General features: G+C 59.3%; 15 protein-coding genes and 2 tRNA genes. 6 read left to right on the top strand and 11 right to left on the bottom strand.

The genetic code is table 11. From position 1 onward, the window contains the following. Nucleotides 1-145: 145 nt before the first annotated feature. Both O7A70_RS19675 and O7A70_RS19670 read right to left on the bottom strand, forming a co-directional pair. A complete protein-coding gene (locus tag O7A70_RS19675) occupies nucleotides 146-814 on the bottom strand; it encodes a protein-L-isoaspartate O-methyltransferase family protein (protein ID WP_337141856.1) in 669 nt (222 codons plus the stop codon). A 90-nt stretch (nucleotides 815-904) separates the two neighbouring features. Then, nucleotides 905-978: transfer RNA gene (locus O7A70_RS19670), tRNA-Cys, on the bottom strand. Nucleotides 979-1,128: 150 nt separating this feature from the next. On the opposite strand from O7A70_RS19670, the gene O7A70_RS19665 reads away from it, so the two are divergent. Continuing rightward, nucleotides 1,129-1,437 (top strand): hypothetical protein, encoded by a 309-nt coding sequence (locus O7A70_RS19665; protein ID WP_337141855.1) that lies wholly within the window; start codon nucleotides 1,129-1,131, stop codon nucleotides 1,435-1,437. Nucleotides 1,438-1,484: 47 nt separating this feature from the next. On the opposite strand, the gene O7A70_RS19660 is transcribed toward O7A70_RS19665, so the two are convergent. Then, nucleotides 1,485-1,745, bottom strand: a complete 261-nt coding sequence (locus tag O7A70_RS19660) for a hypothetical protein (RefSeq protein ID WP_027146779.1) — start codon at nucleotides 1,743-1,745, stop codon at nucleotides 1,485-1,487. Between the two features lie 222 nt (nucleotides 1,746-1,967). On the opposite strand from O7A70_RS19660, the gene O7A70_RS19655 reads away from it, so the two are divergent. Together O7A70_RS19655 and O7A70_RS19650 are read left to right on the top strand one after the other, a co-directional pair. Beyond that, nucleotides 1,968-2,042 (top strand) — tRNA-Asn (locus O7A70_RS19655). A gap of 92 nt (nucleotides 2,043-2,134) precedes the next feature. Further along, nucleotides 2,135-3,544 (top strand): tyrosine-type recombinase/integrase, encoded by a 1,410-nt coding sequence (locus O7A70_RS19650; RefSeq protein WP_337141854.1) that lies wholly within the window; start codon nucleotides 2,135-2,137, stop codon nucleotides 3,542-3,544. Between the two features lie 4 nt (nucleotides 3,545-3,548). On the opposite strand, the gene O7A70_RS19645 is transcribed toward O7A70_RS19650, so the two are convergent. Further along, nucleotides 3,549-4,415, bottom strand: a complete 867-nt coding sequence (locus O7A70_RS19645; RefSeq protein ID WP_337141853.1) for a DUF7946 domain-containing protein — start codon at nucleotides 4,413-4,415, stop codon at nucleotides 3,549-3,551. A 67-nt stretch (nucleotides 4,416-4,482) separates the two neighbouring features. Here O7A70_RS19645 and O7A70_RS19640 point away from each other — a divergent pair, with 67 nt between their 5' ends. Then, a complete protein-coding gene (locus O7A70_RS19640) occupies nucleotides 4,483-5,133 on the top strand; it encodes a hypothetical protein (RefSeq protein ID WP_337141852.1) in 651 nt (216 codons plus the stop codon). A gap of 106 nt (nucleotides 5,134-5,239) precedes the next feature. Here O7A70_RS19640 and O7A70_RS19635 read toward each other — a convergent pair whose 3' ends face one another. The 4 genes from O7A70_RS19635 to O7A70_RS19620 form a co-directional block, all read right to left on the bottom strand. Then, nucleotides 5,240-5,575: a hypothetical protein gene (locus tag O7A70_RS19635; protein WP_337141851.1), complete on the bottom strand. Its 336-nt coding sequence runs from the start codon at nucleotides 5,573-5,575 to the stop codon at nucleotides 5,240-5,242. A gap of 113 nt (nucleotides 5,576-5,688) precedes the next feature. Beyond that, nucleotides 5,689-5,934: a DUF982 domain-containing protein gene (locus tag O7A70_RS19630; protein ID WP_337141850.1), complete on the bottom strand. Its 246-nt coding sequence runs from the start codon at nucleotides 5,932-5,934 to the stop codon at nucleotides 5,689-5,691. Between the two features lie 206 nt (nucleotides 5,935-6,140). After that, entirely contained in the window at nucleotides 6,141-6,656 is a 516-nt protein-coding gene (locus tag O7A70_RS19625) for a hypothetical protein (RefSeq protein ID WP_337141849.1), read from the bottom strand. 108 nt (nucleotides 6,657-6,764) lie between these two features. Beyond that, entirely contained in the window at nucleotides 6,765-7,508 is a 744-nt protein-coding gene (locus O7A70_RS19620) for a hypothetical protein (protein ID WP_337141848.1), read from the bottom strand. A 189-nt stretch (nucleotides 7,509-7,697) separates the two neighbouring features. On the opposite strand from O7A70_RS19620, the gene O7A70_RS19615 reads away from it, so the two are divergent. Next, entirely contained in the window at nucleotides 7,698-8,324 is a 627-nt protein-coding gene (locus O7A70_RS19615) for a recombinase family protein (RefSeq protein WP_337141847.1), read from the top strand. A 12-nt stretch (nucleotides 8,325-8,336) separates the two neighbouring features. Here O7A70_RS19615 and O7A70_RS34205 read toward each other — a convergent pair whose 3' ends face one another. Next, entirely contained in the window at nucleotides 8,337-9,146 is an 810-nt protein-coding gene (locus O7A70_RS34205; protein WP_442921194.1) for a thermonuclease family protein, read from the bottom strand. 302 nt (nucleotides 9,147-9,448) lie between these two features. On the opposite strand from O7A70_RS34205, the gene O7A70_RS19610 reads away from it, so the two are divergent. Then, nucleotides 9,449-10,759, top strand: a complete 1,311-nt coding sequence (locus tag O7A70_RS19610; RefSeq protein ID WP_337141846.1) for a hypothetical protein — start codon at nucleotides 9,449-9,451, stop codon at nucleotides 10,757-10,759. 861 nt (nucleotides 10,760-11,620) lie between these two features. Here O7A70_RS19610 and O7A70_RS19605 read toward each other — a convergent pair. Further along, a complete protein-coding gene (locus tag O7A70_RS19605) occupies nucleotides 11,621-12,292 on the bottom strand; it encodes a type IIL restriction-modification enzyme MmeI (RefSeq protein ID WP_337141845.1) in 672 nt (223 codons plus the stop codon). 182 nt (nucleotides 12,293-12,474) lie between these two features. Next, entirely contained in the window at nucleotides 12,475-14,508 is a 2,034-nt protein-coding gene (locus tag O7A70_RS19600) for a class I SAM-dependent DNA methyltransferase (protein ID WP_337141843.1), read from the bottom strand. Nucleotides 14,509-14,650 lie beyond the last annotated feature (142 nt).

Genomic DNA, 14,650 nt, shown 5'->3' with positions numbered 1-14,650 from the left:
GCGCCGGCTTCTCCTTCTGGAGCAGCCGGCGTGGCGTGTTTCATGTTCCCTGTCGCTCGGCCCAAAGTGCCCCCAGTCTGGGATCAGCAACGATCGTTCAAATGCAAGCGACCATGACAAAGCCTTTGCTGCAAGGCCAAATCATTCAGAATTCGAAAGCATGCTCACGTTCGAAGCCGGGTAGTGGCTTAATTGCCGCATTAAATGCCCTTCTCCCGGTTACAACCCCCCCACCCTTGAAAAAAAGCCGCGCCACGCCGGAATTGCCCTGTCCTTCGACCGCGACCAGGCGTCCACCTTCGGCGAGTTGGTCGAGCAGCGACGCAGGCACTTTGCCGACACTGCCGCCGATGAAGATGACATCGTAAGGTGCCTTGGCCGCATGGCCTTGCGCCAGTGCGCCCTGAACCACGGTCACATTGCCGCAGCCCAGGCTGGACAGGGTCGACGCGGCGGTTTGCGCCAAGGCCGAATCGCTTTCGAGCGCCACGACGAATCTCGCCAGGCGCGACAGGATCGCCGAGGCGTAGCCGGTGCCGCAGCCGACATCGAGCGCCGAATCGGCCACGCTGATCTCGGCCAGTTGCATCAGCTTGGCCAGCGGCGAAGCTTCCATCAGGTATCGCGGGCCATCGGCGCTGCCGGCGATACGGATGTCCTCGTCGATATAGGCCAGATCGCGCTGGCGATCGCCGACGAAAACCTCGCGCGGCACGGAAAGCATCGCGTCGAGCAACGGCGCGCTGGTCACGTCGGTGGTGCGAACCTGACCATCGACCATCTTGATGCGAAGTTCGGAAAAATCAGCGCTCATGTTCCAACCAATCTGCTTGCCGCGTCAGAATCGCGGTTCATTTCGACCGGAACTTCAGGCTCCGGCGCTGACGCGCGGGAGCCTGGGCATTGGAGGCCTCGCCCGGAATCGAACCGGGGTGCAAGGATTTGCAGTCCTCTGCGTAACCACTCCGCCACGAGGCCTCTTTGCTCCCGGCGTTCCACCCGGTTCCAATAGGTTGCGGCGAAAATGCCGTCAAGCGGCCACGACGTATTCCGAACGCTTTCCTCTGCGCCGGCTCCGCCCCCCTGTCAGATCGCCGTCACGGCCGCCCTATTAGCAATCCATTAAGCATGGCGGATGATCGAGCGAAACGCCGCGCACCGGCTTGCGTTGAGAAACAGGGAGACTGCGCCATGCCCATGGCAAAACCAAAGGATGAAACGCACGAAACGGAAAGCGTGCCGCTGCTGGGGTGCGAGGAACTGGTGCGCTATGCCATCGACTGCCTGAGAATTGAAGGCACCGGCAGGCTGTCACCGCGTGACCGCGCGCGTCTGGCCTCGGCTTCCGCGGTCCTGAAGGAGATCAGCGAGGATTTGAAGGCAGGCGCGCAACCCGATTCGGAGGAATCTGGCACGGAGAGACGGCGCCAAGATTGATTCTCTTCGAAGGCCACCGCCGTGCGAGGTGCGTCGGCAAGGGCCGCTCAGTCCGGCCGGCGTCGCCGCTCCCACCAGACGACCAAGCGGCGCCGGTGGCGGCGGACCATGGCGATTTCGTAGGAGAGTACCAGCAGTCCGAGCGGCACCATCCAGAAGCCAAGGATCGGCAGGAACCCCAGAAGGCCGCCAATCGTCAAAAGCACGCCGATGGTGATTCTGAGACCGCGCGACTGCGGCATGGTGAATTCGCGCCCGAAAACCGAGATCTTTCGTGCGGGTATCCGGTTTTCGTCCGCTGCCGTCATTGCGAAAAACTGCCTGTCTGGGGGCCAGATAATGCCATTTTACGAAAGCCGCGACCGCCCTTTCGGTTCCGCGCCCGTCGCCAAGACGGCTAATATGTGGGTGGGCAAAGCCGATTGCGAGAAACCACCGGGCGAAAAAGTCTCGACAAAATGCGAAATGCTGCTTTGCAAAGCCGAAACGGGTTTGCTATAGGCTGCGCCACTTGCTCAAAGAGCCTCCGTTCCCCGGTAGCTCAGTGGTAGAGCAACCGGCTGTTAACCGGTTGGTCGCTGGTTCGAATCCGGCCCGGGGAGCCACTATCACCAGAAAAGTCTTGAAGCCCAAGGATTGCAAGGGTTTCCGCTTCCCCAGAGATACACCGCGCGATACACTGCGGGGTACCCTGAGCATGAAGATTGACGTGAAGCATATACAGAAACGCGGCAAAGCCGGATGGCGCTACAGGCGCAAAATCCCTGACGAACTTCGGACCGTTTTGGGCAAGCGAGAACACCTCGTGCCGCTTGGGGCCACCGAGCAGGAGGCGCTTAGGAAATATCCGAGAGTTCACGCTGAGGCTGAGAAACTCTTGGCCGACGCGACCAAGCGCGCCAATGGGCCTGCCCCAACTGAATGGGGTCATTTCCGCGACGGCATAGCCGCTGCCCGCAAGATGGGCTTCCGCCAAGACCGGGACTTCCCGTCTCTCGACGAGATCGAGCATGACACGGACTGGCAGGCCAGAATGAAGGCCGTCGAGAAGATTGCCCGCAAGTACGTTCCAGATTTCGACAATGTCGAGGATGACGACGACGACGACCTCCCCTTCCCCGATTTCCTCCCGACCGAGGCAGACACCGCATTGGCGCGCGCGCTGATGCTGAACCCATCGGGTACGCCAGCCCCGACCCTTGAGGACGCCAAGAGGCTCTATCTTAAGGAGCGAGTTGGGGACGACGAGACGAAGCAGATGGAGCTTGAGCGGGTCTTCAAGCTCGTCGTGGAGGCACTTGGCAAGGACCGCAAGCTGGCCAGCATCAAGCGCGAGGACGCCAAGGAAGTTCGCGATCACATGCTCGATGGGCGCAAAGCGTCTTCTGTAGACCGTTACTTGAACGTGGTCCGCGCGGTCATCAACCACGCCATAAGGGAATTTGACTTAGCCGGCGCCACCAACCCCTTTATGAACTTGGAGGCTGCGCCGAAGGACAGGGCGGAGCCCGACAAGGACAAGCGTCGGCCATTCACCCTGGACGAGGTTGAAGCCATAACCGCCCGCATCGCCTACCATGCCAAGACGGACCTTAGGCACATTTGGACAATTCTAAATGGAACCGGATGCCGCCTTGCTGAGGTGTCGGGCCTTCGTGTGTCGGACGTGAACCTTGACCACGCCATTCCACACATCACGGTCGAGTGGCATGACGACCGGCGTATCAAGAATAAGGTGTCGCGGCGCAACGTCCCTTTGATCGGCGACGCTCTGGACGCCGCAAAGGAAGCCGTCAAAGCTGCCGGCAATGCCATGATGCTGTTTCCGGCCTATGGACGACCTCGGGGTCCCGCGTCCGCTTCAGCAGCCCTCGGGAAACACGTTAGGGCTTGCGTGGCGGACCCAAAGGCCACAACGCATTCACTTCGTCACCTGATGAAAGATCGGCTGCGACTGGCTGGCGTCAGCAAGTCAGACCAAGACATCATCCTTGGGCACTCCTCAGGCAGCGTTGGGGAGGACTATGGGGGCGACGAGGCGAGGCTTGAGGTCGCCAGACGGGCGCTTGAGAAGGCGCTCGCCACCGTGAACAGATCGGTTTCGTGACCGTCTATTCTTGCATTGCATCCGAGATAAAGATGCGGTCAATCTCGCCTTCTGAGTATTGCGGCTTGCATTTGACCGCTATCGGAATTTGCCGATCAAACGCTGTCGAGTAGGGATTGTTTGGAACCCCCAGCAACGGGTCGGTGATTTGCCCGGAAACCCGGCGGTTTGGCTGCTCGTCGCCAACGACAGAGACTTTACAGGTCTTGGTTACCAAGTCGAGTTCGGAAATGCTTATCGTCATTACCTGCTCGGCCCCTATCTCTATGGGCTCGACTTTCTCGATCTCAGCTCGATCCGTTTCCGTTACCGGGAAAGCCCCACTGTCCAGATGGCCGACTTGAAGTGTTTGAGCCGATGTCCCGATTGGGCTGACCAGCATCTTTACGCCCGCATGGTTTGATAGTGATAGCCGTTCCGCCATTTGAATAGCAGCCCGTGCCGTATGCCCCATTTCCTCCAAAGCCCTTACCGCGACCTTGTTAGCAGCGTCCATTTCTTTGGGTTTGTTGGCCCAACGGGCGATGGTTGCATTTACCAAGGCTTCAGTTGCCTTGGTCGCCGCTGTTCTGATTGCAACATCGATGTAAGGGAGTAGTGGAACGGTCACGGCCGCTGCCAATCCAAACCCAGCCTGAACCAGTACCCAGATGTCATAGGACCCAGGCTGTGGAGGCAGTGCATAGACCTTTACAGAATTGCCTATCTCGCGCTTTGAATAGCGTCCGGTGAGCGCCACCTGACCACCAGACGCTATGAGCTTGGAGGCGCCACGAAGTGAAAGCGCAAGCGGTTCAAGTTCAACGATGTGTCTGTCCGCATCCAATCCATCGAACTTGATCCTTATCGGATCGACCTTTTCCACTTGCATGGTGCCCTCGCTCCCAAAGTGGAAATGAAGAACAAATAGACACGAAAGTCAAAAGGCCCGGCCTCAGATGACAGTCCCGACGAAGTACGCGAACAGCTATGTGCCCGTGAAGTATTTCCTCTCCTCTTACCGCGCGCTGTCCGACGGCCGCAGCGGCATCCGTCACCTTGACGAACGGCTTGCAGAGGCGACGTTCCTGCTGTCGGAGTGGAAGGTCATCTGGATAGGCACCTGCGCGGTCCTTAGGACGGCGATCGACTTGTTCCGGGTTGACGCAAAATCGTGCCTTTCGCCTCGTATCAGGCAAGAGATCACGGTCGAGTGGAATGCCATCAAAGACCAGAGGGAACATCACGCGATCTTTTGGGATTTCCTTCGGCAGGAACGTGACAACGTCATCCACGAATATCAGTGGCGCGCTTACGAGCAATGGATAAAGCCAGACGGCACATTCCGGGCTGCTCGGCTCTCGCTGCTGGCGCTGGCCGACGATGATGCCAAGCCTGTGCTGTTGATGAAAGGCGGCCCCTTCGAGGGTCGAAACTCGCTCGATCTGCTGAAGGAAGGTGCGGATTGGGTGGAGGCCCGCATCTTTGGCGCGATCCGGCGTGCTGGGTTCGATCCCGAAGAGCGGCGCGGGCTTGTCCATTTCCAGCCACGCCCCACTTTGAAGGGCGGCATTTTGAGCGAATTGAGCGACGACGCTACGCAGCCATAGCGTAGGCTACTGGGACACTCTTGGTAGGTGGCGACGTCCCAAACATAGAATGAAGGTGCTGGTTTGTGGCACGTCTATCTCGCAGGCCGAGCCACAAGTTGAGATGCTACCACGGCCACCACGAAGATGATGGCGCGGGCGCTCTGGTCACGTAGTTGTCAGCCGCGACGTTGAGGTAGTAGAGCTGGCCCTCGATTACCCTCTTTGTGCCATCGGCAGGACCGCATTGTATCAAGAGGGTCTTTTCCGTGCCAACAACGATGTCCCCCAGCTTGGCCTCCGGGCAGTCGTAGTTAAAGCGCCGGATGGCCGACGCGAGCCTGAAGCGGTTACCCTCGGGTTCGATCCAGCGGCTATCCTCGGCTTTGATCGGGAGGATATTCTCGGCCATAGCCGGCGTGAATGCCAGTCCAGCGAGGGCAACCAAAAGAAATCGTCTCATGCTCGTATTTTCTCCTGCCCGGCTGACTGGCGCAGCCTGCCCAATGTCTCTCTTCGAGGGGCTTGAGCGCCGTGTCAAGGTTCCGAGGAGGTGTGATGCGAACGTGGCCCGGCTCAGGCGGGCGGAAAGAACATCTTCTCTTCCTTGGCTGCCGCCTCGAATGCCCTACGGGCGTCCTGAGGGGGCACATCGCCTTCCATGGCGGCCATGCAAGTCTCGACAGCCTGCTTCCACTTAGGGCCGCGCTGGGTCCACTTGAGGAGTTGCTCGGAGGCACCCTCTACATGGCTGACCCCGAAGCGAATGCCAGGTCGGTCAGTCCTAACGTAGACCGGAGGGTTGAACCAGTGGAGTGCCATCAGGGGACGCTAATGGAGGTCGGGAATGTTTGGTACAGATTTTTCTGACCCCGATCAGATATGCGGCAGCGCGCGATTACCCCCGTACCCCCTTTCGGCCTTCGGACGCTATGACAGCGTCGCATCACCCGATGGGTGGCGCGCCAGAGCCGTTTGTCGATGCGGCCATGTTATTAGACCCTCACACACGCACCCTGGGCCACGGGTTATCCTGCCGGTGTTTGGGGCGGGCTTTTCCTTGAGGCCGTCGGCCCGTCCTCTTTGTCCGCGTCTATGACCGTGTAGGTAGCTCCACTCTTGGCGCTCGCTGCGGCCTCGGTAAGCTCTTCATAAAGATACGTTGCAAACATCGACCCGGCTCCCAGTACCGCCCAGAGGGGCACCCCGACGCCCACCCCGAGAGCGGCAATCCCCGCACTATGACCGCCAAATACTGCTACCCCCAAGACTGCGCCACCGAGCCCGAGGCGCTGGGCCATAGTCCTGTTGTCCCACCCAAGGCTCTTCGCACGCCCGAGCGCATTCTTGAGCATTGGTCCTACGACTTTGCCTTGCACGGTTGCAGCTACGGCCAGTTTGGCCTTCGTTCGCGCCGGCAAGTCCGACTGGCGGATTTCAAGGAGCTTCAACGCCCACGTGCGGAGCGCGTCGGCTTGCTCGGGAGTTGCTCCCTTCACGATTTGGATGACAAGCTGTCGCTCCCGGTCTGGTTTGTCGTTCATGCGTTCTCCACTTGGCCGGGGTTGGACAGCGTCAACAATCGAAATGATCTATCAGGTACGGACTGTCGTTGCACCACGGCCAATACGCCAAGGCTCCGATTTCATGCTTTACCACTTTGGCTCCGGCTGATAGGCCATTTGTGAGACCACTTTCGTCGCGTCTCCGCGCCGTTGGTACTTCCCTATCAAGCCCTTCTCATCCTCTTCCGAGACCGAATTGACGCGGTAGAGGTTCCACATTTTGTCTTTCGTCGGTGAGAGACGGTATGTCCTGCCATTGACGCGGCAAAACCAGTGAGGGGATTTCTGGAGCTGCGTCCACTTGCAGTCTGCGCCTGACAGGAGCCGCTGTTCGCGAGCTATCCGGTCCTCCTCACGCGATCTCTTGTACCGTTCTTCCTGCTCAACCCGAAGCCGTTCCTCTTCCCGCTCCACGTGGTCCCTGAGCAAGCCGATGATGGCCGGAAGCTCAGTACCGTGGGCTCTTTCCTTCTCGTAAAGCGCGAGGCACCCAGGGCGAAGCTGCTCTTTTGGGTATGAGAAGTATTCCTCGTCCTCGAACGCTCTCAGGCGCTGGTCGACATCTGTCGTCGTAACCTGTGGCCCTGGCATTTCATTGATGAAGTCGCGCAGAGCCTCGACTGGTATCCAACAACCCAGGGCGGACTTGAGAAGGACCTCGCGTTGCCCGTCCCACTTCCTCCAGATCGAATTGCCTCGGTCAATTCGCCTAACGATCTCCTGCGCCAATCTGATCAGCGAGTAGGGGTCGCGGATATGGCGGAGGGACGGGCTCTTCACGTAGGCAAAGAGGAGTTCCTTAACGATCGAAATGCGCTCGTCTTCTCTCATTCCATCTTCCTCGTCGGGCACGGCGCTACAATTTAGCGCTGTCGTGACGGTGATTTGAACAGGCATTTCACCCAGTCTCTTTGGGTGTGCCCTTTCCGTACCGGGCTGATGTTGGTTCGATAAATGCCTCTTGACCAGTCAAACCGAACCATCTATTAGCGAACCAGTCAAACCGAACTGGAGGGCACCGTGACATTCATTCGAGCCTACCTCAGGGCCTCGACCAAGGAACAGGACGCGGGGCGCGCACGAGGAGACCTTGAGGCGTTCTGCAAGGAACGTGGTCTGACCATTGCGGCCACCTACGAGGAGAACGAGAGCGGGGCTTCGCTGCACAGGCCAGAGCTGTTCCGGCTGCTCAGGGACAGCAAGCCCGGCGACATTCTGCTGACCGAACAGGTCGACCGCCTGAGCCGCCTGTCGGACAAGGACTGGGATCAGCTCAAGCGTGAGATCAAGGACCGAGAGGTCAAGGTCGTAGCGCTGGACTTGCCGACCTCACACATGATGCTGAAGACCGAGGACGCCTTCACCGGGCGGATGTTCGACGCGATCAACGGGATGCTGCTCGACATGCTCGCCGCCATCGCTCGCAAGGACTACGACGACCGACGCCGCAGGCAGGCTCAGGGGATTGCCAAGGCGAGGGCTGAGGGGAAGATGAAGGGTCGCCCCGAAGACGCCGAGCGCAATGAGGCGATCATGGACATGCTGCGCAAGAAGCAGAGCTGGAACACCATCGTAAAGGCCACCAATTGCTCGCGCTCGACCCTCGCGAAGCTGGCGAAGCGTCTCGAACCAATCGCCGGGAGGTGAGGCGAACGCGCCCTATCTGCACCAAGGGCGTGGCGTCGGCGGACAGCTTGTGGAGAAGCATACAAACGGTACAGCCAACCCCTCTGACACCAATACGTCGCCAACATCGCGGCCATCGGCAAAGAGAGAGCCGCAGCTTCGCCCGTAGTTGCACTTGTCCGTGCCCTCGGTACCCGGCGGGCAAGAACACGGAACCATCTTCAGTTCCAACTTGGCAGTGGCCACCAGCTCTTTGAGGCGCGCCTTCGCTCGACGCCCAAGGTCTCCCTCAGAGGCGCACCTTGGCTCGATGCTTTCGGGCGCATTGAAGCCGACCAGCCGAGTACCCTTCGCGGCACCGCTGAGGCGAATAGTGTCACCGTCCGTGATGGTGAACTGGCTCCTCGTCAACGGCGTGGTGGTGGTTTCCGTCTCTGGCGACCCCACGGCCCAACCGCTTGAAGAAGGCATGTGGCGGGTTCCGGTAAGGTAAGAGTAGATGAGGCCTCCGACGATGACTGCCAGAGCGATCCCAAAGGTTCTGACAAATCGACGGGCCAGATATCGAGCCTCCCGCGCAAGTGGGCTCCGTCGGCGGCGGCGCGGCCTCCACGGGCTGGACCGAGAGCCGATAGGGCGTGGCTGGGGCGGTGCCTGGCTCATTGGTGGGGCGTAACCGATGGCCTCTAATAGCTTGGCGCGCTGCTTGTCGGTCAGCCGCGTGTTGGAGCCGTACTTCTGCAGACGGACGTGAATATCGACGAGGAAATGCCTTTGCCATTGGCTCAGGCGGTCGCCTGCCAGCGCAATCTCGATGCGGGACTTCAGGTCTTCGGGCTCCACAGTGAATGCCCCCCGGCCTCACAAGACAGACCCCGCCGAGTTGCCGTGGCAGACGAGGTCAAAGCCCAGCCTATCATTTCGCCGGGGAGAGGCACAGACCGCGCGCTTTTGCCCTTGTCGTTGCCGCCTGACTTGCGATATCTCGCTGGCTCGGCAACCAGTGACAGGCAGCCGTAGGTGCGCTCTGACACCCCGCGAGACGCTGCCGAGCCTCCCACCTCAGCCCGACCTCACGCCCGCCCGTGGCCCTCTGTGTGGCCGTGGGCGCGGGGTGGCCATTTTGAAGAATTGGAAGATTGTAGTTGGACCAGATCGCCCCGCTTTCCGCGACCTCAGATGACGAAGATGACGAACGCGATCGTCCGTTCAATGCGTATCGGTTCGCTTCGTCAGACGGCACCAAGGGCATCGTGGCGGAAGCCATCAGGTTGCTCCTGAACTACGAGCAGCATGCAGGGTTGACGAGGAACAAGCGTCGGGTCGTAGACCAAGAAACCTTCGACCTGACGGTGGATGCCATCCTGTCTGACCTGATGCATCATCATCTCGTCGAATACCCGCTCGACATCTATGTCACCCGGTCCAATCGGGTCTTGGGAACGAGGAGCCGATATCGCCCGCGAGCCTACAGCAAGGTATTTCCACGCATTCTGGACCTGCTCGCCAAGCCCGAACTGGGCTACGTGCGTCAGGACAAGGCCGCTCCGATACCTGGCGCTTCGAAATCGACGGTTATCCGACCGGGGCCGACTTTGCTGAAGCGAATGGATGACGGCGACATCCAGACTGACGACCTCGACGAACATCCCCACGGCGAAACAGTTGTCCTCAAGCGAGTGAAGGACCCTGACAACTATTGGGATGAAGGGGGACTGGAGCAATACGCCGACACCCCTACCACAGAGCGTTACCGCCACGAGCTTGAGAAGATCAACCAGTGGCTGGCGGCGGCCGACCTCAGGTATGATCCTCTGGGCATTCTGGGGCCACACACGGCTTTCGACATCCGAGACAGGCGCTTACGTCGCATCTTCACCCAGGCGCGGTTCGACAGTGGCGGCAGAATGTTCGGAGGTTTCTGGCAGCAGCTACGGAAGCACGAGCGACGGCAAGGGCTCAAGATCGGGGGAGAGAAGGCCGTGGAGCTGGACTATGGTCAAGTGGGCGCCCGCATCCTCTACGGCATGGCAGGCCACCTCCCGGCCACCGGCGACCTCTATTCGATGGCCGGATACAACCAGCATAGAGATGGCATCAAGAAGGTGATGAGCGCCATGATATTCGCTGAGGCCCGGCCAGACCGCTTCCCCAAGGGCACCAAGACGCTGTTTCGCAAGACCGACAAGATCGGCGAGGTGGTCGACGCCATCGAAGCCAAGCACCCATTAATCAAGGATCAATTCCACAAGGGTCTTGGCCACGACGCTCAGTTCATTGAGAGCAGCATTCTTGTAGACGTTCTCCTTAGCCTTCGCGCCGAGGGGATTGTCGCTCTGCCGATCCATGACGCAGTGATGGTTCCATCCTCCAAGGTGTTGGAGACTAAGGAAGTCATGCTCAATGTGTTCAAGGCCCATGTCCATGTTGAGGGCACCGTTACGGTTGAAGGCTAAGGGATGGGACTTCGTCCCTGTACTTGGTCCTATCAAACTTCATCTGCATGTTAGGCTACCCCTCCATCTCACTCAGGTAGCCCTTCACCCCACTGCTTGTTCCCTTAAGGGGAAACCCACGGCACACCTAAGAGGGACCCGAGATTGACGAATTGGACGAAGAAGCGAGAGCGCAAGAGCGAGGTCAAAGCCCGAGCGGCTGACCCAAGCCATATGTTCACACGCTGCCGTGTCTTGGGCTGCGGAAAGCCTGCTCGTGCGGGCACCACGGATGGTCTGGATACTCGGTTCTGCCGCTCGCATTCTGACCACCTTGCCCGTCACGGCAGCGCGTACAAACCATCCTACACGGCCAAGGAGATCACACCCTATCGCAAGGCTGCTCACGTTTGGCTGGAGGCGAACGCGGACAACGTATGGGTCACAAACGCAATCGAGCGCGTGGAGACATTGTACAGGGCCGCAGGGCCTCATGTGGAGGCGTTCAGGCTTCGCGGGTTATCTCCTGACGATCGTACGCGAGCGGCCTGGGCGAGGCTACGCAAGGCGAAGGTAGACCCCCGTCGCGTCGTCGCGGCCGCGCTCGCTGTCGAGATGGTTATCCGCGACGATCCCCAGGCGGAAACCAAGGCAGAGTTCAAGCGTGTACAAACTGCAAAACTGGTTCACAAGATGTCGTCAGGAACGCACAAACAATGGGGAAGCGGCATCGGCGCGACAGAGTTGCATGCCTATCCGAGGTCGAGAGGTCGTGTCCTGCGTCACATCGGTCGCGACGTTGAACTGGCTTGTGAACTTCTAATCCAGCACTCCAGCCTGCCAGTTGCCCGCTTGTTGCGGCCCCTCCCCGCGTGACCCCCGTCAATGTTTGGTCAGAGTTGCGACCTGAGCGGAAGCCCGCTCTTGATTGAGCGCGAACAGGCGGGACAGAACCTCCTCGTCGGACAAGTTGGCGGGCCACCCATAGGCCGCCGCCACAGCGTCATCCAGCGCGTTGTGAGCGTGCTGAAGCCATGCTGGTCGTTCGTTGTAGAGGTTCGTTAGAGTGCGCTTGCTGAGTATCACGGCGGCATTGTCATCGACTGGAACAATTCGGTCGGGGTAGCCGAGGACAACTTCCGGCTCTCTTCTCACAAGATCAGCCGGGTTCAGCCAATTCTCGCGCAACTCGTTGAGCCGTTTGGCGGCCGCCGATATGGCAACTGCGCTTATGGGGTGTTGGTCAGCAGGCTTTTGGGGCGCCAATCCCTCGGGGAACGGGAACGTTTCGAACGTGCTCGTGGGCGTGTAACGAGGGTCATTCCCAACCCCAAGCCATGTGCCCATTCGCAGCGACCACAACTCGTGGAAACGCGAATGGAGAATGCCGAATGTGGTGTCATCGTCGCGGGCAATGGCGACAACCGCGCTGTCCGGCAAGGTGTCAGACGAAATCCATACGAATACGCGGTGCTTCGAAACACGGGGCGTGACAATCGCTCGATTAAGCCCGGCCATGCGTCCCTTCAGCCCCGGCACGGTTTCCCCATGCATCCACCAGTTTAGCCGTCTACGATCCCTACGATTGCTATCACGAGATGGCTTGACGATAGCTCGGATGTGTTCGAATGGACCCTCGTAGACAGAGGCATCTGCCTCGGCCCGTTCGTGGAAGTCGACTATCCACATATCCCGTCGTCGCCGGACAATATCAATTCCGTTCACCCATGGGCGGATTACGTCAGCGTTCGAGAGCCGTCTGGGTTGGTAGGCAGGGTCAATAGCTTACGTGCAAAATCTCCACTGATTTCGAAGGAGCCGATCTTCACAGGCCCTTGGAAGGCAACTCCAGCGTTCTCCGCGAGACGGCGTGCCTTGGTCAAATCGAAATCGGTGGCAGTGAGGTCTGAGTTGATCTTGGCAACAGGCCGTCCGTCTAGATGCGGAACCTCATGCTCGTACAGCGATCCGAACACGACCAACGAAACCCTGACTGCCGCACCATCCACTGTCCAAGGTTCATCATCCCATGCCGAGATGATGCTCATGTTCTCCGCGATGGCTTCCATGACCCTGCGGTTCGCTCCGCCGCGTATGGAGTTCGTCGTAACAAGCCCAGCTCGGGTCGATGGCCTTCGTCGAATTGCGGTTGCGGCTTTCTCTACCCAGTAGACGACAAGGTCAGCCTCGGGCGGAACGCGACCACGATAGGTTGCGAACAGGCTGGCCACGGCGCTGTCTCCCAATTCCGAGCGCATGATCTTCCCGCCGAGGAAAGGTGGGTTTCCTATGATTGCATCAACCTCGGGCCACTTGGCTTCGATCCATTGTCCCCTGTCGTCAGCGTCACCAGGAACCCACGTGAGCAGGGCATCCCGGCACTCGATGTTGTTGAGTGGCTTCAAGACCGGGTTCTGGCTGGCGGCGAAGCCATTCTTGAGCATCCACTGTATCTCGCCAATCCAAACCGAGACGCGGGCAAGCTCCGCCGCATAGGGATTTAGCTCGATGCCCTTGACAACCTCGGGACCAATCTGCGGAAACCGGCGCGGCAGCCCCATCGCTTCGGCCTCCACCTGAGCCCTATGTTCGAGGTCCTTCAGCTCCCTCAGAGCGAGGTAGAGGAAGTTTCCTGAACCGCACGCAGGGTCCAGCACCCGGTACTCCGCAAGCCGCTTTAGGTGTCGCTCCAAGACACCTTGGGCTTGGTTGTAGGCCCGTGTTGCGATGCTGCCCTTCGATGATGCCGCCTTCGCCATCAGCCCCGAGATTTCGGCCTTGGCCTTCTGCCATTCGGCTGTTAGCGGATCAACTATCACTGGGTTGATGATCATCATGATCTTGTCACGGTCGGTGTAGTGCGCGCCCAGCTGGCTGCGCTTATCCGGGTCAAGACCGCGTTCGAACAGCGTGCCGAGAATGGAAGGGTCGATGTCTCCCCAATACTGCGAGGCTGCCCGGTGGACCAGCTTGATTTCTTGCTTGGTCAGGGCAAAAGCTAAGTCGTCGTCGAACAAGCCACCGTTGAACCACGCTACCTTCTCGAAGCCGACCCGACCACCGGACCTCATCGCCACAAACAATTCACGGGCAAAGCGTTCGAACTCGGTCGGATCGTCCAGCGCCTGTTCCAGCATCCGGGTGAAGATCGTCTCGGGAAGGAGCTTCACATCCTCCGCGAACATGCAGAAGACCAGTCTGTTGATGAAATGGGCCACTTGTTCCGGCACATGGCCGCGATCCTGTAGAGAACGGGCGAGTTGTGCGAACTCCGCAGCAACCTCTTCAGTCAGCTGTTGGCGGGTCTTTTTTGGGCGCAGAGCCTCGGGATCAGACAGGGCAGACTTCAGCCAACCGCGTTTTTCGCCGTCGCCAAGATCGGAAATGGCGATCGTGTAGGTCTTAGAAACGGAGTTAGTCCAGTTGGTATGGATACGGATCGTGGTGCCAATGTCCGAAACGATGAGCAGAGGCGGGTTGTCCAATGCTACGGCGTAACGTTGAAGCTGTAGAAACGCGGTGTCGAGGTTGGCCTTGGTACCCTTGTATTCCCATCCGAAGTGGTTTCGCTTGAAGACGTCAGCGAACCCTTTGCCGCCCATGGTCTTAGAAGCGCCTACCTCAAATCCGTAGTCCAAGCCTGTTGGGTCGGCGTCGGCGGGCGTGGGTTCCCCGAGCATATGGCAAAGATCGAGGAAATGTTCCTGCGCAGCTGCCCGCTCCTTCAACTGAGAGTTCTGCCACTTGGCGATGAAGGTTTGCGGCGTCATGCTGTGGTGGCCTCCCCTACGCTGGAGGGACCAGCGAGCGCCATCATAGGGGTTGTTCAGGCACCATCAAGAGACCTGACTGGCTATACATTGTTGCTTGGAGAGTGGCAAAACCGAGCTTGACTGAGAGATACACCGCTGC

It is taken from the genome of Mesorhizobium sp. Cs1299R1N1 (assembly GCF_037179655.1).
GTDB classification, from domain to species: Bacteria; Pseudomonadota; Alphaproteobacteria; order Rhizobiales; family Rhizobiaceae; genus Mesorhizobium; species Mesorhizobium salmacidum.
This window is presented reverse-complemented; position numbering and strand designations above follow the sequence as displayed.